Source organism: Treponema maltophilum ATCC 51939, assembly GCF_000413055.1.
Lineage (GTDB): Bacteria > Spirochaetota > Spirochaetia > Treponematales > Treponemataceae > Treponema_C > Treponema_C maltophilum.
The window spans coordinates 948711-973386 of the sequence record NZ_KE332518.1 but is presented as its reverse complement, the minus strand read 5'-3'; the positions used below and the strand labels follow the sequence as shown (position 1 = coordinate 973386).

21 protein-coding genes are annotated in these 24676 nt (G+C 48.2%); 13 read left to right on the top strand and 8 right to left on the bottom strand.

What is annotated here, in order from left to right; all coding sequences use genetic code 11:
• Nucleotides 1-5: 5 nt before the first annotated feature.
• Nucleotides 6-965: an undecaprenyl-diphosphate phosphatase gene (locus HMPREF9194_RS04345; protein WP_245540720.1), complete on the bottom strand. Its 960-nt coding sequence runs from the start codon at nucleotides 963-965 to the stop codon at nucleotides 6-8.
• Between the two features lie 162 nt (nucleotides 966-1127).
• Here HMPREF9194_RS04345 and HMPREF9194_RS04340 point away from each other — a divergent pair, with 162 nt between their 5' ends.
• Genes HMPREF9194_RS04340 through mutL form a run of 4 tightly spaced genes read left to right on the top strand, consistent with a single transcriptional unit; the run spans nucleotide 1128 to nucleotide 6374 of the window.
• Nucleotides 1128-2852, top strand: a complete 1725-nt coding sequence (locus tag HMPREF9194_RS04340) for a glycoside hydrolase family 13 protein (RefSeq protein ID WP_016525162.1) — start codon at nucleotides 1128-1130, stop codon at nucleotides 2850-2852.
• 24 nt (nucleotides 2853-2876) lie between these two features.
• Entirely contained in the window at nucleotides 2877-4094 is a 1218-nt protein-coding gene (gene xseA / locus HMPREF9194_RS04335) for an exodeoxyribonuclease VII large subunit (protein ID WP_016525161.1), read from the top strand.
• Nucleotides 4095-4118: 24 nt separating this feature from the next.
• A complete protein-coding gene (gene xseB / locus HMPREF9194_RS04330) occupies nucleotides 4119-4355 on the top strand; it encodes an exodeoxyribonuclease VII small subunit (RefSeq protein ID WP_016525160.1) in 237 nt (78 codons plus the stop codon).
• Between the two features lie 18 nt (nucleotides 4356-4373).
• The gene (gene mutL, locus HMPREF9194_RS04325; RefSeq protein WP_016525159.1) at nucleotides 4374-6374 is read left to right on the top strand and encodes a DNA mismatch repair endonuclease MutL; all 2001 of its coding nucleotides are present in this window, start codon (nucleotides 4374-4376) and stop codon (nucleotides 6372-6374) included.
• Nucleotides 6375-6512: 138 nt separating this feature from the next.
• On the opposite strand, the gene HMPREF9194_RS04320 is transcribed toward mutL, so the two are convergent.
• Both HMPREF9194_RS04320 and HMPREF9194_RS04310 read right to left on the bottom strand, forming a co-directional pair.
• The gene (locus HMPREF9194_RS04320) at nucleotides 6513-8942 is read right to left on the bottom strand and encodes a tetratricopeptide repeat protein (protein ID WP_016525158.1); all 2430 of its coding nucleotides are present in this window, start codon (nucleotides 8940-8942) and stop codon (nucleotides 6513-6515) included.
• Nucleotides 8914-9666, bottom strand: a complete 753-nt coding sequence (locus tag HMPREF9194_RS04310; protein WP_169558722.1) for a tetratricopeptide repeat protein — start codon at nucleotides 9664-9666, stop codon at nucleotides 8914-8916. The genes HMPREF9194_RS04320 and HMPREF9194_RS04310 overlap by 29 nt, the downstream gene beginning before the upstream one ends.
• Before the next feature lie 157 nt (nucleotides 9667-9823).
• On the opposite strand from HMPREF9194_RS04310, the gene HMPREF9194_RS04305 reads away from it, so the two are divergent.
• Genes HMPREF9194_RS04305 through HMPREF9194_RS04280 form a run of 6 tightly spaced genes read left to right on the top strand, consistent with a single transcriptional unit; the run spans nucleotide 9824 to nucleotide 15403 of the window.
• Entirely contained in the window at nucleotides 9824-11194 is a 1371-nt protein-coding gene (locus HMPREF9194_RS04305; RefSeq protein ID WP_016525156.1) for a tetratricopeptide repeat protein, read from the top strand.
• Between the two features lie 14 nt (nucleotides 11195-11208).
• Nucleotides 11209-11874 (top strand): metallophosphoesterase, encoded by a 666-nt coding sequence (locus HMPREF9194_RS04300; protein WP_016525155.1) that lies wholly within the window; start codon nucleotides 11209-11211, stop codon nucleotides 11872-11874.
• A complete protein-coding gene (locus HMPREF9194_RS04295; RefSeq protein WP_016525154.1) occupies nucleotides 11874-12788 on the top strand; it encodes a hypothetical protein in 915 nt (304 codons plus the stop codon). The genes HMPREF9194_RS04300 and HMPREF9194_RS04295 overlap by 1 nt, the downstream gene beginning before the upstream one ends.
• 27 nt (nucleotides 12789-12815) lie before the next feature.
• Nucleotides 12816-14471: a GAF domain-containing SpoIIE family protein phosphatase gene (locus HMPREF9194_RS04290; protein ID WP_016525153.1), complete on the top strand. Its 1656-nt coding sequence runs from the start codon at nucleotides 12816-12818 to the stop codon at nucleotides 14469-14471.
• A 14-nt stretch (nucleotides 14472-14485) separates the two neighbouring features.
• Complete coding sequence (locus HMPREF9194_RS04285) at nucleotides 14486-14827, top strand: anti-sigma factor antagonist (protein ID WP_016525152.1); 342 nt, start codon at nucleotides 14486-14488, stop codon at nucleotides 14825-14827.
• A gap of 15 nt (nucleotides 14828-14842) precedes the next feature.
• Nucleotides 14843-15403 carry an ATP-binding protein gene (locus HMPREF9194_RS04280; protein ID WP_016525151.1) on the top strand — a complete coding sequence of 187 codons (561 nt, stop codon included), beginning with the start codon at nucleotides 14843-14845 and terminating at the stop codon, nucleotides 15401-15403.
• Between the two features lie 3 nt (nucleotides 15404-15406).
• Here the strand turns inward: HMPREF9194_RS04280 and HMPREF9194_RS04275 are convergent, their stop codons facing one another.
• The 4 genes from HMPREF9194_RS04275 to HMPREF9194_RS04260 all read right to left on the bottom strand — a co-directional run bounded on the left by HMPREF9194_RS04275 (nucleotide 15407) and on the right by HMPREF9194_RS04260 (nucleotide 21490).
• Nucleotides 15407-17305 carry a hypothetical protein gene (locus HMPREF9194_RS04275; RefSeq protein WP_016525150.1) on the bottom strand — a complete coding sequence of 633 codons (1899 nt, stop codon included), beginning with the start codon at nucleotides 17303-17305 and terminating at the stop codon, nucleotides 15407-15409.
• Nucleotides 17302-17625: a hypothetical protein gene (locus HMPREF9194_RS04270; protein WP_016525149.1), complete on the bottom strand. Its 324-nt coding sequence runs from the start codon at nucleotides 17623-17625 to the stop codon at nucleotides 17302-17304. Before HMPREF9194_RS04270 ends, HMPREF9194_RS04275 begins: the two co-directional genes overlap by 4 nt.
• A 21-nt stretch (nucleotides 17626-17646) precedes the next feature.
• Complete coding sequence (locus tag HMPREF9194_RS04265; protein ID WP_016525148.1) at nucleotides 17647-20637, bottom strand: chromosome segregation SMC family protein; 2991 nt, start codon at nucleotides 20635-20637, stop codon at nucleotides 17647-17649.
• A 325-nt stretch (nucleotides 20638-20962) separates the two neighbouring features.
• Complete coding sequence (locus HMPREF9194_RS04260; RefSeq protein WP_016525147.1) at nucleotides 20963-21490, bottom strand: hypothetical protein; 528 nt, start codon at nucleotides 21488-21490, stop codon at nucleotides 20963-20965.
• Nucleotides 21491-21616: 126 nt separating this feature from the next.
• Between HMPREF9194_RS04260 and HMPREF9194_RS04255 the strand changes: the two genes are divergently transcribed.
• Together HMPREF9194_RS04255 and HMPREF9194_RS04250 are read left to right on the top strand one after the other, a co-directional pair.
• The gene (locus HMPREF9194_RS04255; protein ID WP_016525146.1) at nucleotides 21617-22066 is read left to right on the top strand and encodes a DUF6669 family protein; all 450 of its coding nucleotides are present in this window, start codon (nucleotides 21617-21619) and stop codon (nucleotides 22064-22066) included.
• Between the two features lie 6 nt (nucleotides 22067-22072).
• On the top strand, nucleotides 22073-23014 hold the full coding sequence (locus HMPREF9194_RS04250; protein WP_016525145.1) for a CehA/McbA family metallohydrolase: 942 nt from the start codon (nucleotides 22073-22075) through the stop codon (nucleotides 23012-23014).
• Between the two features lie 65 nt (nucleotides 23015-23079).
• Here the strand turns inward: HMPREF9194_RS04250 and HMPREF9194_RS04245 are convergent, their stop codons facing one another.
• A complete protein-coding gene (locus tag HMPREF9194_RS04245) occupies nucleotides 23080-23652 on the bottom strand; it encodes an ABC transporter permease (protein WP_016525144.1) in 573 nt (190 codons plus the stop codon).
• A 40-nt stretch (nucleotides 23653-23692) separates the two neighbouring features.
• On the opposite strand from HMPREF9194_RS04245, the gene HMPREF9194_RS04240 reads away from it, so the two are divergent.
• Nucleotides 23693-24649 (top strand): hypothetical protein, encoded by a 957-nt coding sequence (locus tag HMPREF9194_RS04240; protein ID WP_016525143.1) that lies wholly within the window; start codon nucleotides 23693-23695, stop codon nucleotides 24647-24649.
• Nucleotides 24650-24676: the final 27 nt, after the last annotated feature.

Genomic DNA, 24676 nt, shown 5'->3' with positions numbered 1-24676 from the left:
CGGCCTTACACAATTTTAAGCGCAAACAAAACGATAAGGCCGAGCGCAATGCGGTACAGCCCGAACGCTTTAAAATCGTGCTTTTTAATATAGCTCATTAAAAACTTTACTGCGGCAAGCGAAACGGCAAAAGATACGGCGCAGCCTGTCAGCAAAAGGATCGCTTCGTGTGCGCTGAGGGAGCCGCCGTATTTTAAGAGTTTTAACAAACTTGAACCGAGCATAACGGGAACGGCCAAAAAAAACGTAAAGCTTGCGGCGGCTTGCCGCGATACGCCGATAAGCAGGGCGCCGATAATGGTCGCGCCCGAACGGGAAGTGCCGGGAATTATCGACAGCACTTGAAAAAGCCCTATGATAAAGGCGGTTTTATAATCGATTGCCGAAAGCTGTTCGATTCGGGCGGAACGCTTTTCGTTTATCCGTTCCACGACGATGAATAAAATACCGTAAAAGATAAGAGCGCAGGAAATGACGGCGGGTGTTTGTAAATGCGCTTCGATAAAGTCGCCGAATAAAAAGACGGCAGCCGCGCCGGGTATGCAGGCGATAAGCGTTTTAAACCATAAAACGAAAATGTCTTTTTGTACGACGGTTTTTTCTTTGATATTTTCTTTACCGAAGCGGAACGGAAACATATCTTCCCAAAAGAGCACTATAACGGCGCACACGGCGGCAAGCTGTATAACGATAAAAAACAGCGATTTGAATTCGGCGCTCGCTTTAAGCGGCAAAAAAGCGTCTACCAAAAGCATGTGTCCCGAACTGCTCACCGGCAGCCATTCGGTTACGCCTTCGACAAGGGCAATAACAAGAATTTTTACGATTTCAAAAAAAGACGGCATTTGCATAACGAATTCGATTTTACCACAAATCGGGTAAAAAAACAATTCGGCACCGATTAATATTCGGTACCAATGACTTGCGAGTTTTTCAAAGAAAAACTCGGCTATGAAATTGTACAAGGATGTGCAATACGATAGCCGCCACGGAGGGCGGAAAAGTTGTATGACTTGCGAGTTTTTCGAAGAAAAACTCGGGTATGAAATTGCACAAGGATGTGCAATTTCATACCGACTTGCGTTTCGGCATAAATTCGCCTATACTGCTTGTAAATGGGGGACGGTATGTTTTTTACTCCGAAATCGAAAAAAAGAACCGAAACGCAAAACGGACTTCCGTGGTGGAAAACGCGGACGGTGTATCAGATTTATCCGCGCAGCTTTTGCGATTCGAACGGCGACGGCATAGGCGACCTTAAAGGCATTATTTCAAAACTCGATTATCTTGCCGACTTGGGCATAGGAATCATTTGGCTTTCGCCGGTGTATTGTTCCCCGAACGACGACAACGGGTACGATATCAGCGATTACCGCAATATCCACCCGGACTTCGGAACGCTTTCGGACATGAAGCGCTTAATTTCCGAAGCGAAAAAACGCGACATAAAAATCGTCATGGACTTGGTTATAAATCATACGTCCGACGAACACGAATGGTTTAAACAAAGCCGCAGCGGCGTCGACGATCCGTACCGCGACTATTACATTTGGCAAAGCGGCAAAGACGGCAAAATGCCGAACAACTGGACAAGCTTTTTCAGCGGACCGGTGTGGGAAAAAGACGAAACGACCGGCCAATACTACCTGCACCTTTTTTCGAAAAAACAGCCCGATTTGAACTGGAAAAATCCCAAAGTAATGCGGGAAATTCAAAGTATTTTAAAATACTGGCTCGACATGGGCATTGCGGGCTTCCGCTGCGACGTTATAAACGTCATTTACAAAACGAGTTTAAAAAACGGCAAAAAGCGGCTCATTCTCACCGGACGGGAACACTATCTCTCGCAGCAAGGCTGCCACAGTATTTTACGCGAACTGCGGCGCACCGTTTTTTCGAACTACGACTGCTTTACCGTCGGCGAAACCGTGCTCGTAACGCCTGCGATGGCGAACGATTTGTGCGGCGAAAGCCGCGGCGAATTGGACATGGTCTTTTCGTTTGCCCACATGGATGCCGACAGTATAAACAACAAGTGGCTTAAAATTCCGTTCAAACCCGAAAGGCTTTTTTCCGTCCTTGCAAAATGGCAAAACGAAGTCGGCTGGAACGCAAACTATTTTGAAAACCACGACCAGCCGCGCACGGTAAGCCGCTACGGCTCTTTTACCGGAAGTCTTGACGAATTGAATAAACCGGGCGCAAAAGACGCACTCGAGCGCTTTGCCAAATTGACCGCCTGTATGCTTTTTACGCTGAAAGGAACGCCGTACGTATACGAAGGTCAGGAATTGGGCATGACAAACGGCGGCTTTACGCGCATCGAAGATTTCCGCGATCTTGAAACATTCAACATTTACCGCCTTATGCGCAAAATGCATTTTCCCGAAAAGACGGCATGGAAGCTGATTTTAAAAACATCGCGCGACAACGCGCGCACGCCCATGCAGTGGTCGGCGGAAAAAGAAGCGGGTTTTACAACGGGAAAACCGTGGATCGGCGTAAACGAAAACTATCGGTATATAAACGCGCAGGAACAAAGGGCGCGGCCCGATTCCGTATTCGCCTTTTACAAAACGCTCATCGCGCTCCGTGAACAAAGTCCCGCCCTTTTGAACGGCGCGTTCAAACGCATAAAAAGCCCCAAAAACGTGTTCGCGTATACGCGCACGCTTTCGGAGCAAAACTGCCTGGTGCTGCTGAATTTTAACGCAAAAGACGTGCGCTTAAACAAGGAGTTACAAACCTTTCTTGCCTCGCGCGCGGTAAAGATCCTGTGCGCCAACACGGAACACGATCCCGCATCCGGCATTTTGCAAGCGCACCAAGCGTGCATTATGGAATACCGGTAGAGATTTGCTTTGGGAGGGGCAGTCATGGAAACGCAGGTTTTCAGCGTAACGCAGATTACCGAAATTCTTAAAGAGCTTATCGAAACCTCGTTTTCGGCGCTGACCGTTGAAGGCGAGATTTCGAACTATCGGCCTTCCAGCACGGGACACATCTATTTTACGCTCAAAGACGAAACATCGGCCATTCAGGCGGTACTGTTTAAAGGGAAAGCGCGAACGCTGCCCTTTGTTCCCCGCGACGGAATGAAAGTGCGCGTAAGCGGTTCGCTTTCGGTATATGCGCTTCGCGGAAGCTATCAAATCGTTGTTGAGCGCATGGAAGAAGCCGGTGCGGGCGATATCCTTAAATTGATCGAAGAGCGCAAACAAAAACTTGCAGCCGAGGGTTTGTTCGACAGCGCAAAAAAGCGCCCCCTGCCCTTTTTCCCCGCATGCGTCGGCGTTGTAACAAGCCCGACCGGAGCCGCCCTGCGCGACATTTTGCAAATTACAAAACGGCGTAATCCCAAAGTGTCGGTTACCGTGCTGCCCTGCGCCGTGCAGGGAGCCGATGCGGCCGAACAAATCGCTTCTCAAATAAAGCGCGCAAATATGTTTTCTCTGGCGGACGTTCTGATTGTCGGACGCGGAGGCGGTTCGCTCGAAGACCTTTTGCCCTTTTCCGAAGAAGCCGTCGTACGCGCCGTTGCCGCATCTTCAATTCCGACCGTATCGGCTGTCGGGCACGAAATCGACTGGGCTTTAAGCGATTTTGCCGCGGACGTGCGCGCCCCCACTCCTTCTGCGGCGGCCGAACTGACGGTTCCCGTACTCGACGACATTATTCATAATATCGCGGCAACAAAAAGCGCCTTATGCGACGCGGTAAAAAGCCGTGTACAAAATATGCGCCTTTTGGTAAAATCGTTTTCCGCGGAAAACCTCGAGCTTCGTTTCAGAACCGTCGAACAGCCGCTTTTGCAGCGTTTTGACGACGCAAAGGAAGCTTTGCTCGCATCCGTGCAAACCCGCGTCGATGAGGCGAAGCGACGCATCGATCTTGCGCGGCGCGATTTGGAAGCGGCAAATCCGCACAGTATTTTGGCGCGCGGGTACTCGGTCGTTACCGACGCCGCGACGGGACAAGTGATCCGCGACGCAAATCAAACAAAAGAAGGACAAAACCTTGTTGTGCGTCCCGCAAAGGGAAGTGTAAACGTCGTCGTTGCGACAAAAGAAAAGGCGGCGCTCGCCTCGTTGTAAAAGCGCGCCTAATCGGGAGAAAATATGAAAAATTTCGAACAAAGACTTGAACGGCTTGAACAGCTCGGAACGGAAATAAAAAAAACGGACATCAAACTCGAAGATGCGTTGAAACTTTTTGAAGAAGGCATCACGCTTGCAAAGGGCATGGAAAAAGAATTGGATAAAATCGAGGGAAAAATTCAGCAGCTTATAAACCGTCCGACGGAAATCGACGAAAAGCCGGAACTCGATTTATTCAGTTCGCTGAACGACGAATAAAACACGGGAGCGCATACGATGAGTGAAAACGACATAGAATTCCGTCCCGTTAAAACGCTTGTGCCGGAGGTTGCGCGTAAAATAGCCGCCGGAGAGGTTATCGACCGCCCCTGCGCGGTTTTGCGCGAATTTTTGGACAATGCGGTGGATTCGGGCGCTTCGCGCATTACCGCCGAAATAGAATCGGGCGGCACAAGCCTTATCCGCGTTGCCGATAACGGCTGCGGCATGACAAAAGAAGACGTCGAACTGTGCGCCCTTCCCCATGCAACCAGCAAAATCGTTTCCGACGGCGACCTTGAACACTTGACGACGCTCGGCTTCCGCGGCGAAGCGCTTGCATCGATTGCGGCCGTCAGCCGTTTGGAAATTACGGCGTGCAGAAATGGCCAAGCGTGGCACCTCGAAACCGGGCCGGACAACAAGCAGTTTATAGGCCCCGCTTCCCTTCCCGCAGGAACCGTCGCCGTGTGCCGCGGTTTGTTTGAAAACTTTCCCGCACGGCACCGTTTTTTAAAACGGGCACAAGCGGAAACCGCTTTATGCAAACAGGTATTCATCGACAAAAGTCTCCCCTTTCCCGATAGAGCATTCCGCCTCATTTGCGATTCCAAAATCCGCTTCGACTTTCCCGCGGGGCAAACGCCCGTGCAGCGTTTTTGCAGCGCGCTTGAAATGAACGAAAACCTTCCGCTGTTTTACGAAATACGCTCGCACGACGGTAAAAATGCCGCCGAACATTCCGCAGACGCCGAAAATCGGGCCGCAAAAAATGTGCCGCAGGGAGCCGGTGCGGCCGCCGTTTCCCCCGCCTCGCCCGCGTGGTCCTTTTCGATTATTTTGGGCGAAAGCGGCATGTACCGCAGCGACCGCAAACTCATGTACGTATTCGTAAACGGAAGACGCGTTCAGGAATACGCCCTTTTGCAGGCAATCGATTACGGCGCCGAAGGATATTTTCCGAACGGAACTCATCCGATCGCCTGTTTGTTTTTAAACATCGATTCGTCCCTTGTGGACTTCAACATTCACCCGGCAAAAAAAGAGGTGCGCTTTAAAGATATCGGCCCCGTCCATCACGGCATAAGTTCCGCCGTGCGCAATTTTTACCGCGATCTAAGCATCCATGAGCTTTCGCGCGAAAACGTAAGCGAAGCGGCCGTAAAAATGTCCTCCGACCCGATGCGGTTCTCCAAATCATCCGGTGCGACCCGCGCCGAACCGCGGAACTCTGCTTTGTACGGCGATTTTTTTAATGACGGCTTTTTCGGATCCGGGAAAGCCTGCGAACGGGAACACGCTTCCGATTATGCCGATTATACGGGATCCGCAAACGGTGCGCGTAGCCTTGCCGAAGCCGCCTTTTTTAACGCAGACCGCCACACGCAAATCGGCAACAAAGCCGGTGAAAACGCGGCGTACGATACGGCCGAAGTCACGGACTCAGCCGAAAGCGCCGGCACAAGTGCAGCGAACAACCTGCGCTTTATCGGCTCGGCATTGGGCGTTTTTTTAATAGCCGAAAAAGACGGCGATTTATACCTTGTCGATCAACATGCCGGACATGAGCGCCTTCTTTTCGAACGGTTTTTGGAAACGGCCGGAGAAAAACAGGCGCTTCTCGTTCCCCTCGTTATAGAAACGGCAAGCGAAGACGACGACCGCTACCTTGAGTCGCTTGTTCCTTCATTGCATAAAGCGGGCTTTACGATGAAAAATTGCGGATCGGGGCGCTGGGAAGTAGAATCGGTGCCGATAAAATGGCACGGAACGGAACGCGATCTGCAAAAAGATTTGCTGGACAAGCGCATCGCCCCGGACGAAATAATCCGCTCGATCGCGGCGACCAGCTCGTGCAGGGCGGCCGTGAAAGACGGACACGTTTTGGATCCGCTTACCGCACAACGGCTTTTATTCGACATATTCAATTTAAAAGATCCGCACTGCCCTCACGGCCGCCCGATTTGGACAAAGATTACAAAAGAAGAATTGTTCCGTGCCGTGCGCCGCACCGAATAATGCATAAAAGATGTACTTCCGTGTACATCTTTTATAGCGAATTTTGGCAAACCAAAATATCGCTTCTACGTCTTTTTTGCCGCCGGCCGCGGCGTCCTAAAAGGGTGCCGCATTTTAAGAACCGGCTTTTGCAACAGCTTAACGGATCGATGCGAGCAGTGAAGAAACTTCCGCTTTGCGGAACGAAGCATCCTTTGCCTGCACGGTAACCAAATACTTTTCGGCCGCGGCGTTGTCCTGAAGCGCGATACACACCTTCGCCAGTTCCACGTAGGCTTCAAGGTTGTTTTGATTGCGCTGCAAAATCTCGGTGTACAGCGTTTTTGCCGCATCGTACTGCTTTGCCGAAGCATAAGCGCCGGCCAAATTCATTTTTGCCGTTTCGTTCCTCGGTTCAAGCTTCAGAGCGGCTAAAAAATACGTTACCGCATTGTCGTAATCTTTTTTTGCCAAATACGCGCCGGCCAAGTTGTTGACGGCTTCAAAACTGCTTTTATCAAGACTTACGGCCTTTGTCAAATGCGCCAAAGCGCCTTCTATATCGCCGCCGTCGAGGTACAATTTGCCCAAGTTGATATTCGCCTTAACATGATTCGGATCGATTTTAAGCGACGCGGCATAAGACTTAACCGCTTCGTCAAAATGCCCCAAAGCTTCGTGGATCAAACCGAGGTTGTACCGGTACACGGCATTTTGCGCGTCGGAGGATACCGCCTTTTGGGCATAGCCGAGCGCATCGTCGTATTTTTTTTGTCCGAACAGGGCAGTCGACAAATTGTAATTCGTAACCGGATCCTTGTCGGCATAACTCAGCGCACGGCGGAAGTATTTTTCGGCTTCGGCATAATTTTGCTGCGTTCCGTACAAAGAGCCCAATTCGCGCAAAGCGTGTATGTTCGACGAATCTATTCCCAGCACTTTGTTGTATGAAGCGATTGCCCCGCTGCCGTCGTTTTTTTGCACTTGAAAGCGTGCAAGCTGCAGCCATGCGGTATCGTACTGGGCGTTGACCGAAACGGCTTTGCGTAAAGCCCCCATCGCATCGTCGATTCTGCCTAAACGGTTGTACGCCAAGGCGGCATTGAACCATGCCTGATAAAACGAGGGATCGAATTTTGCCGAAGATTCGAACGAAGAACGCGCTTCGCTGTATTTTTTCATCGTATACTGAACTTTACCCAATTCATAAAAATATAAAGGATTCGAAGCGTCCTTTTGAACCGCGAGCGTAAATTCTTTCAGGGCTTCCTGATAATTTTTCGCATCGGCAGCGGCCTTTCCCAATACGTAGTGCGACAGTGCATTGTCGGGGGTCAGCGCTAAACTTTTTTTCGCATAATTGACGGCTTCGTTTTTCAAAAGCGTTTGTTTGTTTTTATCCGGTTCGTTTTGCGCCGCCGAAGATAAAACTCCCGCAATTTCGGCAAGTTTTCCGCCGGAAAATTCCTTTTGATCCTGCGGAAGAAGGGAATCGGCGGTTTTAAAATGCTTTAAGCCGTCATCATAGCGGCCGGAAAGTATGCCCGCTTTTCCCGATGCGACTTCGTCGTTTATGCGCGCAATAAGCTTTTGTAGTTCCGCGTTTTTCTTCGCCAATTCCTGCTCGTATGCTTTGCGTTTTGCTTCTTCCTGCGCGGCCTGTTCCTGAGCGCGTTTTTGCGCTGCAAGCCGTTCTTCTTCGGCACGCTTTTGTTCTTCCTGTTTTTTCATCGCTTCGGTCAGAGCCGCCGCGCTCTTTGCGTTTTCGCGCGCCGCCCGTGCGTTTTCCTGAGCCAAACGGTCGACGGCTTTTTCGATTTGACTCGTATCGAGGCTCAAATTATTTACGGAACCGTCTTTCGGTTTTTGCCCGGCCTTGAGCGCAAGGATTTGGTCGCTTAAAGCGAGCGCCTCGGCATCGTCGGCATTTTGAATAAGCAATTGATCGAGCAGATTCATCGCGCGGTCGTATTCGCCGCGTTCGATATAGCGCTTTACGAGCGTAAGCGTATTTTCCCGCTCGGCGGAACTTAAAACATTCAGTCCGTCTTTTTGCCGACAGCCGCGCACGGCGGAAGCGACGATGAACGTAACCGAAAAAAGCGCAATGACGGCCGCCGCAATTACAATAACGGCGAGAACGCGCTTTTTATCTTTTTTAGGAGGTTTGTTTGCGCCCCCGATCCCGCCGGCGCCGGATTGAGTACCCGAACCGTCGGAACCGCCGGGCGGCCCGAAAAACGAGCTTCCGCCCAAAAAAGCGGCGCTTGATGCACGCGCACCCGCGGATTCGGTATCGGCACTGCCGGAACGAGTCGTTCCGCTGCCGGCAAACATACCGCTTCCGATACCGGCGTATTTTTCTCCGGAGCCGGAACTTACAGTCCCGCCGGCGGTTTTACGCGCAGAGGTCCGCACGGACGATGAAGACTTTTTTGCGCTCACGGAGCTTTCGCTTGAGTCCGTTTTTGATGGGGCTCTTTTGCGCGTCGGTTTTTCTTCGAGCGTATCCCAAGAAGAACCGGCCGGCTCTTTTTCCCATTTGCGGTTCCAATCTTCCTTATTGTAATTCAGCTTCTTCGTACTCATAATCCAATACTCCTTCGGTGCCGGCCGAAACATTCGTCGACGAGCCGGCTTGCAATGCTGCGGAAACTTCTTCAAGAAGTTTTTTTCTGCGCTCCGCTTCGGCGGCGGCCTTTTCCGCTTCCAAGCGGGCTTTTTCGGCGGCTATGCGATCGCGTTCCGCCTGCAAGCGTTCTTCTTCTTTTTTAATGCGTTCGGCTTCTTCGGCCCGGCGCGCAGCTTCGCGCTCCCGAAAAGCCAATTCATCGTTCAGCACGCCGATCATGCGCCGAATCTCGGATCCTTGAACGGAATCGGGCGCCAGCGCAAGGTAGTTGCCGTAATCGTCTATCGCTTCGCGGAATTTTCCCAAATACACAAGCGTATTTGCCCGATTCAGATAGGACGGCGCCCACGAAGAGTCGGCTGCAAGCGACAGCGAAAAATACTCCTGCGCTTTGGCATAATCGGCAAGCAAAAACGAAGCATTGCCCGCATTATAATATAAACTCTTTTTATCGGTACCGGCAGCTTCAATGCCCTGTAAAAAAACGTCCAAAGCTTTGCGTATGTTTCCGGTTTGCATGTACGCGGTCCCCAAATAGTTATAGACGGAAGGGGCGGCTTTTTTTTCCAACAGCGCTTTTTGCAAAAGCGGGATGGCCTTTTCGGGCTGATTGGTGCGGAACATTCTTTCGCCTTCGGCAAACGCGCCCTGTTCAAACGATGCACTTTGCTGCGCATGCACACACGGAACGAAGAAATTCAGTAAAAGCAGTATACAAAAACCGCATAAAACTGGTATAGTATGGGTATGGTGTTTTGTGTCCATAACGGTTATACTCCAAGTTCGTTTTATATTACCATAACGGAAATACTCTTTCAATAACAGTATCGGAGGCTTAATGGCTGCATTTCAGATAATTATTATTTGTATTCTCGGTGCCGGCGCGGTTCTTTTAGCTTTTTTTGTCGGTAAATCGTTGCTCGTTCCCAAACGGATAAGCAGTATTCAGCGGCTGCTCAAACAGGGAAAGACCGCTGCGGCAATAAAAGTGGCGAAGGCCATTATCGCAAGCGACAGCCGCGATTACAAAGCGCATTATTATTTGGGCAAAGCATACCTTGCCGACAATAAGCCCGAACTTGCCCTTATGGAATTCAGAACCGTAAATCAAAACGCGGTATTCGATACGATGGACATACCCGAAAAAGAATTCCGTAAATTGAGTTCCGAACTGTACGCGCGCTTTAATCAGGATGACGAAGCGCTGCAGGAATATTTATTGCTTACCAAGCTCGAACCGAACAATGCCGAAAACTATTACAATGCGGGCGTTTTGTTCGAAAAGAAAAATAAAACCGATCAGGCGCTCGGCTATTACAATTTGGCGATTAAAGCGAACAGGCGCTTCGGCAAAGCCCATGCGGCTCTCGGCATGATTCTATACCGTGCAAAGCAATACGGCGAAGCCAAAAAAGAAATAGATACCGCTCTTTCTTTAAATCCGGATATGTTCTCGTTTTACTACTACTTGGGAAAAATCTTAAAGGATTCCAAAGACTATGCGGGTGCGGTTGCCGCATTCGAAAAGGCGCTGCGCGATCCGGAATTCCGCCAGAGATCGCTTATAGAGCGCGGCTCGTGCTATATGGCGGTAAACAACGTTGAAAAGGCCGTCGAAGAATTCGACCGGGCCGTAAAAACGTCAAAAGACGACGCCTCCAGAGAAACCCTGTACGCCCGTTATTTTTTGGCAGGCTGTTACGAAATTCAGCGTAAAATAGATTTAGCCATCGAACAATGGCAAAAAATCGCGGAAAAAAACAAAAACTTCCGCGATGTAAACGCCAAGCTGGTTGAATACCGCGACCTTGAAAATAACGACAGCATGAAGGAATATTTAACGGCATCCGCTCAGGTTTTCGGTGAACTGTGCAAATCGGTTGCAATTAAGGGATTCAACTGTTCGCCCCAAAGCGTAAGCATGACAAAGTCGGGCTGTAAAATCGTCGCCGTCGATACGCAAAACGAAAACTGGCGCAACGTACGGCAGCAGCTTGTCGTACTCGTTTTTTACCGCGACACCAATCCGGTGGAAGACACCGAACTGCGCTCGCTCGTCGAAGAAATCAAAAAGCAAAATTATACTAAAGGCGTTGTATGTTCCAGTTCGGGCTTTACCCGTTCGGCGATGACTTTTGCGGAAACGCGGCCGGTCGAACTGGTCGGTAAAGACAAATTGCAGCAGCTTTTAAGCAAAGCGGACGTTTAACGGAAAGTCGATCAATGAAGATTCTGTGCGTTTCCGACCAAATCGATCCGCTTGTATACTCCTCGGCGGCAAAAGATCATTTTAAAGATATAGACTTGGTGCTGTGCGCCGGCGATTTGCCGATGGAATATGTGGACTATATCGTATCGGTGCTGAATAAGCCGACGTATTTTGTGTTCGGCAATCACAATTTGGAAGAATTTCCCTACTACCACGGAAAACGCGACACGTCTTTTATTGCGCCGGCTGCCGGCGATTTAACCCATGCGCACGGCGCCGTGTACGCGGGTTTTAAAGTGTTACGCGAAAACAAACTGCTTATAGCCGGAACGTCCGGTTCGATTCGCTACAATAACGGCGAATGTCAATACACCGACCGGCAAATGTTTTTTTCGCTTTTAAAAATGATTCCCCGCCTTTTGTATAACAAACTGCGCTACGGCCGCTATGTTGATATTTTTTTAACGCATTCCCCGCCTTTGGGAATTCACGACAAAGAAGACCGCTGTCATCGGGGCTTTGCGTGCTTTTTATGGTTTTTGCGCAAATTCAAACCGGCTTACATGGTTCACGGACACATTCACTTATACGATCTGCAGGAAAAACGCGTTACGCAGTGGAATGCAACCACCGTCATCAACGCATACAGTCATTATGTCATTGAATTCGGAGGGGAATGATGAATTTTTCCGAAAATTCGATTCAAACCGAAAGCGATTTCAATAAGGCGCGAAACAAAGCGCTGTTTAACGATTTGCAGCATCTTTTGGATCTGAAAGAAAGTGAGCTTTTATCGTTCAGCGATGTAAAAAAATGGCTGAAACCGAAAAACGAAATATACTTGGGCATGCAAGTGGTACCCGTAAACCTCATCGCCGGAAGCGAAGGCCGTTACAAAGACTTCGACAATCATTTTTTTCCGCGCAGCGCGCACTTAAAAAACCGCTGGCGGCGCATAGACGAAGCGCACTTGCAGGACGTTATTTTGCCGCCGATACAGCTGTATGAAATAGGCGGTTTGTATTTTGTGAGGGACGGCAATCACCGCGTGTCGGTCGCCCGCGCAAAGGGCATAGAAAACATCGACGCCGAAGTAATCAGTTTGCAAAGCGAAATAAAATTAAAGCCGGGCATGACGCGCAAACAAATACTGCAACGCGTGCTCGATTATGAAAAACGCGTTTTTTACGCCGAAACCGCATTCGGCGACATAACCGACGATTGGAAGCTCGACCTTTCCGTCGTAGGCGAATACGACGTTATTTACAACCATATCATAACGCATAAAGAATTCATGCAAAAAAATCAAAGCGAACCGGTCGGTATGGCGGACGCCGTTATGTCGTGGTACAATACGGTATATTTGCCGGTTATCGGCATGCTTAAAAAACGGCACATTATGCGTAAATTCCGCAAATATACGACGGCGGATATGTATGTGTGGCTCATAAAATACTGGGATGAATTGAAGAAAAAATTCGGCGAAAACGTAAGCCTCGATACGGCGGCGGAAGAATTGAGCAGCACCTACGGGGGCTTTTCGTTAAAGCGTTTATTCAACAGAATAAAATATAGGCTTGACCTTAAAAAATAACAATGATACTATTTAGTGGAGATATTTATGGTAATCGATGATTCGTTGGCTTTTATACCGCTTCTTTTAACGCTTGCCGTAAATGCGGCGCTTTTGGTATTATTTGTTGTTTTAAAGATAAAACGCATACGCATAAGCATCTTCCAGTTTTTGGCCGCCATTGTTATGCTTTTGGGGTGCTTTTTTGCTGTAAGAACTTCAAGCTTGTTTTTGGCGGCGATCGCCGCGCTGACGCAGGGACTTTTGCTTATTTTATACTGCCTCGTCTTTTTTTATAAACACACGGCGGAGCAGGACCAAAGGGCGGAATTGCCGGCTCGTTCGGCGCGAAGATTCGTTCCTGCAAGAAGCGGTGCAAAAGAAGAAGAAATTCCCCTCGACAGCCGCATCATACAAGCCGGCAAAGACATCACGGAAGTGTCAACCGACACGATTTCGGAACATTCGGAAATTCCGTATCTGTTGGATCGAATAAACGACATTGTCGTACAAAATACAAAGGCGGACGGCGGCGCTATTTTGCTTGTGGATGAATTCGAAGACTTGGTTTCCGTCAAATCGCTTATCGGAGATTTTCCGCCGCCGTATAAGCTGCCCGAAGACATTGCGCCGAAAGAGCTTGCCGTAAAAACGCACTTTAAAAATGCCGATTTTCCCTTTGAAGACAATATTTTCGGTTCGGTTGTAAAAACGGGCAACAGCGAATTGATTCTTTCGCCGCAAACCGATTCGCGCATAGCGCAAAATACGCAGGAAGATTTTTTACAGGCTTCGTCGTATATTTTCGTACCTATAAAAGTGCGCGACACCGTCATCGGCATTATCGCCCTTGCGCGCAAAAAAACGAGCGAAAAGTTCGGACAGGAAGAACTTTTAACCGCGCAGATTCTTTCGGATTTTGCGGGAATTGCCGTACGAAACGTATACGCATTTCAGGAAAAAAGCGAATATGCCGAACTTACCCGCGAAGCGCTCATCGCCGGCAATTTACAGCAAACGTTGTATTTAAAGAAGATTCCGCCTTTGCCGGCACTTTCGGTCGGCAGTTTTTTAAATACCGTCGAAGGCGTATGCAGCGATTACTTCGACATCATTTCCGCGCGCAGCGACCGCATATCGTTTATACTTGCCGACGTAACCGGAAAATCGATGGTTTCGCTGACGATTATGATTATGATTCGAGCGATAATGCGCGTAATCGTGAACACGCCGCAAAGCGCGTCGACGATTTTAAGCTGGACAAACAGAGGTATTGCGCTCGAAAGCGCTATAGACCACTATGCCAGCCTCGCGCTCATAAACTACGACGCCGCAAAAAAAGAAATACAGTTTTCGACCGCCGGCGCAAGCCCCGTACTGTATTTTGCGGCAAAAGAAAAAACGTGGAAAAAAGTGTCATCGGAATCGGAGCCGCTCGGCGTTGAAAAAACGACAAAATATGCCGATCATGCACTGAAACTGCAAAGCGGCGATATAATTGCACTGTATACCGACGGTCTTGTGGAATCGGTAGACGAAAACGGGATTCAATATTCGGAAAACAGACTCAAAGAAGTTATCGGGGCAAACGCTTCGCGCGACGGTAAACAGATCGCCGATGCGGTAAATTCCGATTTAACCGGCTTTATGGGAAATGCGGCTTTTCACGATGATCAAAGCCTTGTTGTGTTAAAGATACAGTAACCAGAGGAGTAGACATGGAACTGAAAATAAGAAAAAGTGCTGAAATTTACATCGTCGATGTAAACGGTGAAATGGATTTGTACAATTCATACAAATTAAAAGAACTGATAATGAAAATGCTTGAAAAAAAAGTTCGAACTTTCATTATCAACCTTGAACAGGTCGATTATATCGATTCGTCCGGAATAGGCGCATTGATTTATATTTGTTCAACGATTAAAAAGATGAATCTGAAACTTTCGATCACTAATGTTCACGGTTCCGTAAAAAAAGTTATCGAATTGACAAAACTGATGGGATATTTCCCCATCGCAAGCACCGTAGAAGAAGCACTCGGTCTTTTAAGCGGTAAATAACTGAGGAGAAATGATATGCCGAAAACAACCAACGAAGTGAAAGAATTACGCTGCGACGACAATGACGTTTTGTTCGATCGCACCGATATGTTGTACAAAGAATTCCCTTCCGACTTCAGACAAATACGTTATTTTACGCTTTTGATCGTGCAGTCCGCGCCGATGGAAATAAAAGAAATCAACCTGCTCGAACAGCAGATAAGCGAAGTGATTAAAAACGCCGTAAAGCACGGAAACAAATGCGATATTAAAAAGAAAGTGAAAGTGTGGTATTCGTTCAGTCCTACCCACGCCCACTTGATTGTCGAAGATGAGGGAAAAGGCTTTAAAGATTTGGAAAAATGGAACGAATTTAACCGCAAGCGCCTTGAATATCTTCATACGCAGGATTTCGAAAAACTCGCCGATTACGTTTCGTTCAGAACCAAAGACAGCGACGATCAGGACGGCGGAAACGCTCTTTTTGCCGCTTTGGAATATTGGAACGGCGGCTTTGTGTATACGAGCAAGCGCAACTGCGTAGCCATGCTTAAAAAATTCCCCAAAAAGCGGCACGGAGTAAACTTGGACGAATAGGCGTCAGCGGATATCGAAATAAAACCGCCGCAAATACGTGGAGCGTCTTTTGGCTTCGTCCCAAAAGACGCTTTCCGGGAAAAAGGTAACAATTTTTTCGTATGCCTCAAGCGCCGCTTTTATGTTGCGTTTTTCAGAGTCGGATTCGTACAGACGCGCGCGCAAAATCAGCACTTTATCGGAATCTTCGCCCGCCGAAGCTTCATATTCTTGAAGCGACGTTAAACTGTCATTATAGCGTTTTTCTTCAAAAGCCTTTTGCGCGGCCGCATAGAGTTGCTCCGCCTCGGCGGATTTTTTTTGTGCCGCATCCGAGGCCGTCTTTCCCCCTGCTGCAGATACTCCCGTCGCAGCCGCCGGCAGAGACGCTGCAGGAACGGTTCTTTCACCCTCACCCGCACTTGAAGCGTTCGAAAGCTCTGCGGCGGCCGGTGAAGACGCAGCAGCTTGCGCGGAAGCGCTTTGGCCGAAAGCGATTTCAGCCGCCCGAACGTGTTCGTTCGTTCCTACGGCCTTTTCATCAAGCACTTCGACGGCGACGTAATCGTCTATGTATGTATTTTCGAGCGCATCCTGCCGGTAAAAATGCAAAACCGTTTTTCCCGGATTTTTCGCCTGAACCGAAAACAGGGTGTCGTCGCCCGAAAACGTACGGTTTACAAAGCGCACGACGGGCGGAGACGTCGCTTCGGTTTCACCTAAAAATATCCATTTTCTTCCCGAATACGGAATATCGATAAACTGATTTATCTTCGCGTTTACGCTGCGGCGGGGAACTATCGCGGGCACGGCGGTCTCGGAACTTGAGCCGGCACCGTCTTCCGACGCAAGTTCGACTTCCGGCTCCGACGACAAACCGAAGCCGCTTTCCGCAGAAAGATCCGCACTTTCAGCTCTTTTTGTACCCGCAGCAGTCACCGGCGTCTGTGCCGAACTTCGTGCGGCAGCAGGTCGGTTTATTATTGCGGATTGTGCACTCGGCGTATTTTCCGCTTGTATGCGCGCGGTACCTGCGTTTGCACTCGTCTGTGCCGGCGTTACCCGCGCAGGCGTACTGTCGGAGCGCACTGCAGGCGTACTTGCAGTACCCGCACTCGGCACATTTTTTTCCCTCGCCGGCGGTTGTGCGGCAGGCGGCGTACTTGCAGCGTTTGCATTTGCCGTGCGGCTTATTATTGTAGGCGAAGACGGGGTTTGTGCAGTCTCAATCGTACTCTCCCGTGCGGGTACATTTGCTACAGAGGCACTTGCAGCTGATGAAGTCGGCGGTACAACCCTTACTTGAGGTTCCGACGCAGTCGGTGTTTGTGTTGCGGTCGAGGTACTTGCAGTACCCGCACTCGGCATATTTTTTTCCCTCGCCGGCGGTTGTGCGGCAGGCGGCGTACTTGCAGTACCGGCGCTTGTCTGTGCCGGCGTATTTGAAGCACGTACGATTTTGACGGCGGGTTCGATCTTTTCCGCAGATTTCGTGCTCTTTTTCCCCCGGTTTTCGGATTCGATTCGTTCAGCAGGTTTTACTGCGGACGCAGGCGCAGGTTCGGACACGATCAAGCGATCGGAACCGCTTTCGGCGTTCGGGTTTTCAATTTGCGGTTCCGCACGAACAATCCGGTCAAGCGGCTGCGGTTCGCCGGCTTTATCCGCGCTTTCCGCCCCGGCAGACGATACGGAGCCGGCGCTCTCGGGCGGCATTTCGGAAAGGCTTTCCGGCACCGGGACTTCTTTTTCGGCGGTAGTTTCCGCAGCCGCATTTTCCCCTTCGCGAGCCGCAGAAAGCGGCGTGTCGGAAGGGACGGCAGGGGAAGTTTTACAGGCCGGAAGCAAAAATAAGACGGCGCAAAACACAAGTGTAAGCTTTTTTACGTTTTGTGCAATTTTTACAAATTTCACTATTTTCACGGCGCGCTCTCCAAAATTCGTTTTACCAAAATATCGTTCGAGTTTTCAAGCTGTTCAAGCTGTTTCCCTTCGGGAGGAGTAAACCACGCTTCGCCCTGCTCTTTTGTCCACGAAGGAGCAACTTCGTTTGTATATACGTACGAATCGATCGTTCCCGGCTCGGAAGGCAAAAAAGGCTCTTCGTCTATCGAATATTGAACAGGCGGCGCGGAAAACGGCTTTTTTGCGGTAAAGCGGCTCAGCAAAACAATCGTACACCCAAGGATAAAAACCGATAAGCCTATAAGATACAAAGTTTTTGCATTTTTTATGCTTTCCACGGCAGACTTCCTCGCTTTTGCTTATTGCTCACTCGGCTGATCCGGCGCGGTGCCGGTACTTTCGGTTTGAGCGGCGCCGGGATCGTCTTGTTCCGCGGTATCCTGCCGGGCACTATCCGGGGCTCCCGCTTTTTTGCGGCGCTTCGGAGGATGTGGCGGAATATACACGCCCTGTTCGGGTTCCACGTCTTCTTCTTCAAAGGGTTCCGGTGCGGGAAGAATAATGTTGCCCTCGCCGTCGTTTTCGAGTCTTATCGTAATAAGCTTACTCACGCCGGATTCTTCCATCGTAACGCCCAAAAGAGTTCCCGCCCCGGCAACCGTGCGCTTGTTGTGCGTGATAACGATATATTGACTGACGTTACCGAATTCGCGCAGCGTTTGCACAAACCGCAAAACGTTCGCTTCATCGAGCGCGGCATCGATTTCGTCGAGAAGACAAAAGGGCGAGGGGCGTACCATGTAGGTTGCAAACAAAAGCGAAACGGCCGTCATGGTCTTTTCGCCGCCTGAAAGCAGGGCGATATTTTCCAGTTTTTTTCCGGGCGGCTGGGCGAAGATATCGATTCCCGACGATAAAACGTTTTGCGGATCGACAAGACGGAGTTCGGCCCTGCCCCCGCCGAAAAGACGGCGGAACATATTGTGAAAATTCTTTTTGATTTTATTGTAGGTTGCCAAAAAAAGCTCGGTGGATTCCGCCCTGATTTCTTCGGTGATGCGCTTTAAATCGTCCTTCGCCTTTTGCAAGTCGGCAAGCTGGGCGCTTAAAAAATCGAAGCGTTCTTTCGTTTCGGCGAATTCTTCGGGCGCCATAAAGTTGACGCTGCCCAAATCGCGCAAAGCTTGGCGTGCGCCTGCGAGCTTTTCGCGGATCTCGGCGGGCGGCATCGTAACCGAAAGCATTCGATCTTCAAATTCCATCAAATCGCGCGAATGCGTATCGCGGAAGTTATCCTGAATATTGCGGATTTCGGTTTCCGCCGTCGCCAAATCGAGGTGTGCTTTTTCGAGTTGCTGCTGGAATTTCGCAATGTCGGAAGTGAGCTGTTTGAGCGCTTCTCTTTTTCCGGCAACATCGCTGTTTTTCGATACAATCGTTTTTTCAAGCTCTTCAAGGCGCTTGGTCAGTTCAACGCCGTCGCGCCTGATTCCGGCGATTTCTTCCTGCATATCGGAAATACGCGCATCGGTGTCTTCAAAGCGCTTGGTTTCGTTAAACAAATCGTTTTCCAATTCGCGCAGCGCCGCTTCCTGCCCCGCAAGTTCCCGGCGCAAAAGGCGCAACTGGTCTTCGCCCGACTGAATTTGAGTTTTCATCTGTGCCTGATTTATGCGCAGGTTTTCGAGCGTTACGCGGTACTCTTCCATTTTAAGAGCAAGGTCGGAATTTTGCGATTTTAACGAAGCGATTTTTTCGCGTTTGGAATCGGTTTCGGCCGTATTTTGCTGAATACGTGCGTCGATTGCGCGCTTTTGCGTAATAATTCCTTCAGGCGATAAAAACTCTTCGATAAAATTCGGCGTAACGGATATATACGCTTTTACCGCCTGCTCCAAAGACGCCAAAAGTTTTTCGATTTCGCCGAACGCGCCGACAGCCGATTGCACAAAACGCCCCGTATCGTTTTGTGTGCCGGAAGATGCAAAATCGGAAAACAATTTGCGCCGGCCGGCTGCAAGCACTTTCAGCTGCGACACGATGGTATCGATTTTATCGCGCGCGTTTTTTGCGCTTTGCACCGAATAGCCGGCTTCTTTTAATTTCGCATCGAGTTGGGTAACGATGTTTTCGGTAATCGCTTCAAGCTGCCGTTGCAGCGCAAGCCTTTTTTCGCCCAAGCCTTCGATTTCTTTTTCCAAATCGGCGGCGCGCCGGTCGTTTTCGGTAATGCGGCTGCCGGCAAGCGAAATATTTTCTTCAAACGATACGATATTTTTTGCAATCTCTTCGAGCCGCTTATTTAAAGTATGAACGATTCCTTCCTGCTCGTCGGTATCTTCGGTAAGAATTTCGATTTTTTCGTCGAGCGCTTTCTTTTTTATTTCAAGCTGGTCGATTTTTTCTTTTGTTTCGCGCTTGCTTTGTTCAAGCAAACGGTTTTGTTCGTTTTTGGCGCGCTCTTCAATCGCAAGACCGTATATTTTTTGCTGCATTTCGACAAGCCGGCCTTCCATCGTATTGACTTCGTCCATGTGCTCGGAAAGCTCGGCGTTTACCGCATCCATTTGCGCCTGCACGCGGCTGCGGTTTTCCGTCGCTTTTTGAATATCGCTTTCGCAGTTGTGTCTGGTTTGAATAAAACCTTTGAGGCGCAAAAGCTGAATGTCCAATTCGAAGTTGAAAATATCGTCTTTAAGCTTGCGCCAGCTGATTGTTTTATCGGATTGAATTTTAAGCGAATCGTACGAACGCTTTACTTCGTTCAAAATGGATTCCACTTGGCGCATATTTTCTTCGGTGCGTTCAAGTTTGCGTTCGGCTTCGGCGCGTTTGACTTTAAAACGGGTAATACCCGCAGCTTCTTCAAAAAGGTAGCGCCGGTCTTCGGGTTTGCTCGACAAAATCTGATCGATTTTTCCCTGCTCCATAACCGAATAGGCGGCTTTTCCGACGCCGGTGTCCCAAAACAGTTCGCGCACTTCGCGCAGTTTGCACTGCTGATTGTTTATCCAATATTCGCCTTCGCCGGAACGGTACAGGCGGCGCTTAATCGTAATTTCGCTCGTGTCGATGGGCAATAGCCCCGTGTCGTTTGAAATGGTGAGGGTAACTTCGGCTACGTTTAAAGCTTTTCTGCTTTCGGTTCCGTTAAAGATAACGTCTTCCATTTTTTCGGCGCGCATGGTTTTTGCCGCCTGTTCGCCGAGCACCCATTTTACCGCATCGACGACATTGCTTTTACCGCATCCGTTCGGTCCCAACAGGGCGGTTATTCCTTCCGAAAATTCTATGCGCGTACGATCCGCAAACGATTTAAAACCGAATAATTCAAGTCTTTTAAGAAACACAAGAACCCCTCTCGTTTTATTTTACCTTGAATGAACAATGTAGTCAATTCATGAATGTAAATCCGAAAAAGCGCTGAAAATAAAATACTAACGGGAACACGAGTGCTTTGCCATGGTTGAGCTTGTATCAAAACGGAACGCTCTGTTCCATTTTCACCCCGAGTTTGCGAAGCAAACTCGTACGACAGTCGGCGTTTGCGGCATCCTTGCCGCAACATTCAAATTGTTCCGACACGAGGTCGGCAAAAGCGGTAAATAAGCGAGTTTGCCGAAAGGCAAATCTCGGAGTGGTATATGTTTCAAGCGGGTTCTTAAAAATTAAGGTTTAAGGATATATAAACAGTTTAAAACTATCTTTATCTTTCTCTAATTTACTTAACGGAGAATATCCCGAATCCGGGACAAACTGTATTAAAAAAACAGGGGTGATAGAAAACAGCTTAGTGTTTTTTGTCGTATTTGCCTCGATTTCAAGCGGCGACATGTTTCCGTTATCATCGAAATATCCCATATTACGATCTTTTTCAGTAATAACAAGTTTTTTATCAGACAAATTTATAATTTGTAAATCCCAAGAAGGTTTATCCTTTATAACCGTTTCAGTTACAAAGCGTTCATAATATAAAGTCCTGAAATCTTTTAAGAAGTGAATTTCCGGCTGAGAGTATATATGTTTAGTTATCTTTTCATTTTGCTGCAAGGTATAAATTTCACTGCCATATCCCGGCAGCGAAAAAGACACTTTTTGCGATGATTCATTCGTAAAAGTGTAATTTTTTTTAAGGTATGAGGGATTCATAATACACGATGTAAAAGCAAGAAAAGCAAAAAAAAACAGATAAATCTTTTTCATATTTATTATTCTATATCAACATTAATAAATTTGCAAGAAATTTTCCTAACCAACGACGGCAGGCTATCTTATGAGCCTCTTTATTCAATCATTGACCTTTCGGTGCAAGGAGGCTATACTTTTTACATGAAAGAAATATACCGTGCGCACGGCACGGTCAACAAGGGTTTTATCGGGCAGATAGCCTACACTGTCTGCCTCGATTCCGTATATACGGAAATGGATGTGCATTTGCACTTTGAAAAAAACAGAGTGCAAGAGCAAACTCCGGAATTAAAAGAAGAAATCAAAACGCAGATAAAACAAAAATACGGCACGGACATTACCGAAGATGAATTGAATAGAATTCTAAAAGAGATGAAAACGGAAATTCAGTTGACGGTATTTATGAATGACCGTTTTGTCGGTTCCATTCATAAGCAGCTGACCGACCGTCACATGTACATTTCACCCTCCGCGGCGACCGAAGGTGCCATTGCGCAAAAGTCGATCGAGGGCGTTATAAAAGTTCTTGTCATTTTTTTTAACGTGCTGTACGATGATACTCCGTATTCGGTTTCCGTTTCGGTAAAGTAGGATACTATGTATAAAAGATTCGAACTTCACAATCATTCAACCGAGTCCGACGGATCGATTCCGACAAACGAATTGGTCGATTATATGGCGCAAAACACCGTGGATGTTTTTGCAATCACCGATCACAATACGATTTCCGGCCACAAAAAAATCGAAGCGTATTTGAAAGAAAAAAAATATCCGCTCGAATGCATATACGGTATGGAATATACGACATATTACGGGCACATCCTGTGTTTTAATTTGTACGATTATATTTCGTGGGAAAATATCGATAAAAATCATGCCGAACGCTTATTTGCCGAATTAAAAAAAGCCGGCGCGCTCGTCGGCATCGCTCATCCGTTTTCGCTCGGCGCCCCCCTTGCGCAAGGCTGCCGTTGGGAAATGGATATTCACGATTACGCGTGCCTCGATTTTATCGAAATCGTGAACAACCCCGAGCCCATGCACGGAACGAACGATCAGGGAATCGCGTGGTGGGAACGTTTGTGCTTAAAGGGAATGAAAATCGCAATGAGCGCCGGTATGGACTTGCATACTAAAGCCGACTTTGCAGGCCGCTTTGCCGTTTATATCGACGTACAAAACGGGGAATCCGGCGCCGACGCTTTAAAGCGTGCGATACAAACGCAGCAAACGCACGTAACGAAGGGCCCCGTTTTGGAAACATCAGTGTCCGGCAATACGCTTCACAGCCTGATAACCGACTGCGTAAAGCCGGGCTTTGCGCTCGAATCGGTTCCGTTTTGGACGCTCGAACATACGACAATTTCGGGCACAAGGGTGCAAAAGCTGGAGCGCGGCGTACATGAGGCCGTACTTTCCCTCTCCGAACTTTCAAACGCGCCGGTTATCATCACAAAGCTGTATGCGGGCGAAAAAAAAATTGACAACCTGACCGCCGTCGCCCCCGTTATTTACCGTAAAAGTAAGGATTCAGTATGAACGAAAATCGGTAAAAAGACTGCTTGCCGGCGATAGTAGGCGTAAACATGCGTCTTTTTGCAGACTCACCCTTCCCGCCGATTTCCTTTTTCCGCAATATTTCTGTCTATGATTACCGCTGCAAGGATAACGCTTCCTTTAATGACAAGCTGGTAATACGGAGAAATGCCGAGCGTATTCATTCCCGTGTTGATAATGCCTATAATAATCGCTCCCGCAAGGGTTCCTCCGATGGTACCGACGCCGCCTGAAAGACTGGTGCCGCCGACAATGGCAGCCGTAATCGCATCCAATTCATACCCGTCACCGGCATTCGGCTGTCCCGAACCGAGTCTGCTTGCAAGCAATATACCCGCCAAGGACGCCATTAATGCGCTTAACGAATATACCGACAATTTTACCTTTGTAATATTAACTCCGCTTAATCGTGCCGCTTCCTCATTCCCGCCGACGGCATATATATGCTTTGCCCATATCGTTTTCTTCATAAAAAAAAGAAAGCTTATAAAAACAATAAATAATACGACCACCGGCATAGGAATAAAACCCGCAAGGGTTCCATTCCCCAAAAACAAGAAATTTTCACTGTCGTTAAAAATCGGAATACCGTCTACCAACAGCAACGCCAAGCCGCGCATAATAATCTATGATGCTATAGGATTATCTTTTCCCGATGTCGTGGTAAAAGACAGTATTGTCGGCGGTGAAGTGTTTAAAACACGCGGCATACGGGAAAATCCTTCAATCAATTATGAAGAGGAATTCAGACTCATTACTCATTTGAATAAAGAACTTAGGCAGTTTGTTATTCAAGACGGAGTTATCGGTATTGTCAATGACGGCCCCATGGCGGCATTTACCGCTGCTGCGGAAACCGCTTATGAAGATATCGATTCCGTAAATAAAGGTGTTTTAGCTTATACGCTCGGTACGGAATTAGGAACGGGGTATTTGGATGCACAAGGCAAAATTCCCAATATTCCGCTTGAAGTGTACAATTTTATTATCGACCTCGGCTCTTGGCCCGAAAAGATATTTCCCAGCGATGATGTACGCAGTATAAATAATTTTAATACGGAACTTGCAGGTACCTTACAAAAGTATACCAGCCAAAGCGGTGCATTCAGGCTTGCCGTAAAATATTTTCCAAAAGAAAACCCTACCCTATATAACAGTTTATTCGAAAAAAACTTTTTGATTGAACAATCTTCCGATTCGAAAGACGCCGAAGGACTGTATCTCACAGTTAAACCTAAAGATATGCGCAAACCTTTTTTGGAATATCTCATGTCGCTTGCCGCACAGGGAACGGAAACAAACGCGCAAAGAATCTTTAGCGAAATAGGAGAATACCTTGCCGTCGCCTTTGCCGAAACAAAGCGGATTTTAGAGCCGACTGCCGATACGGCAATTTTATTCGGTCGTTTGGTAAAACAAAAAAAATGTTTTGAGCTTTTACATTCAGGAAGCAAAGATTTAGTCGGGGAAAATGCTTTTATGCCGGCAAATGAAGAAATGGCTTTGACACCGCTTATGAAACAATTAAAAGATAACAAGTATTATACAGTAGCACAGTTTGCTCAAGCAATCGGTGCTATTCACTATGCGAGTTACCGTAAAAACATCCTTGCTTGATCGCTGTATCTATCCCATTTATAATTA

Coding starts and splice junctions, on each gene's coding strand:
- HMPREF9194_RS04250 (WP_016525145.1), top strand. CDS start 22,073: ATGTATAAAAGATTCGAACTTCACAATCATTCAACCGAGTCCGACGGA.
- HMPREF9194_RS04300 (WP_016525155.1), top strand. CDS start 11,209: ATGAAGATTCTGTGCGTTTCCGACCAAATCGATCCGCTTGTATACTCC.
- HMPREF9194_RS04255 (WP_016525146.1), top strand. CDS start 21,617: ATGAAAGAAATATACCGTGCGCACGGCACGGTCAACAAGGGTTTTATC.
- xseA (WP_016525161.1), top strand. CDS start 2,877: ATGGAAACGCAGGTTTTCAGCGTAACGCAGATTACCGAAATTCTTAAA.
- HMPREF9194_RS04305 (WP_016525156.1), top strand. CDS start 9,824: ATGGCTGCATTTCAGATAATTATTATTTGTATTCTCGGTGCCGGCGCG.
- HMPREF9194_RS04320 (WP_016525158.1), bottom strand. CDS start 8,942: ATGAGTACGAAGAAGCTGAATTACAATAAGGAAGATTGGAACCGCAAA.
- HMPREF9194_RS04280 (WP_016525151.1), top strand. CDS start 14,843: ATGCCGAAAACAACCAACGAAGTGAAAGAATTACGCTGCGACGACAAT.
- HMPREF9194_RS04260 (WP_016525147.1), bottom strand. CDS start 21,490: ATGAAAAAGATTTATCTGTTTTTTTTTGCTTTTCTTGCTTTTACATCG.
- xseB (WP_016525160.1), top strand. CDS start 4,119: ATGAAAAATTTCGAACAAAGACTTGAACGGCTTGAACAGCTCGGAACG.
- HMPREF9194_RS04285 (WP_016525152.1), top strand. CDS start 14,486: ATGGAACTGAAAATAAGAAAAAGTGCTGAAATTTACATCGTCGATGTA.
- HMPREF9194_RS04290 (WP_016525153.1), top strand. CDS start 12,816: ATGGTAATCGATGATTCGTTGGCTTTTATACCGCTTCTTTTAACGCTT.
- HMPREF9194_RS04340 (WP_016525162.1), top strand. CDS start 1,128: ATGTTTTTTACTCCGAAATCGAAAAAAAGAACCGAAACGCAAAACGGA.
- HMPREF9194_RS04245 (WP_016525144.1), bottom strand. CDS start 23,652: ATGCGCGGCTTGGCGTTGCTGTTGGTAGACGGTATTCCGATTTTTAAC.
- mutL (WP_016525159.1), top strand. CDS start 4,374: ATGAGTGAAAACGACATAGAATTCCGTCCCGTTAAAACGCTTGTGCCG.
- HMPREF9194_RS04295 (WP_016525154.1), top strand. CDS start 11,874: ATGAATTTTTCCGAAAATTCGATTCAAACCGAAAGCGATTTCAATAAG.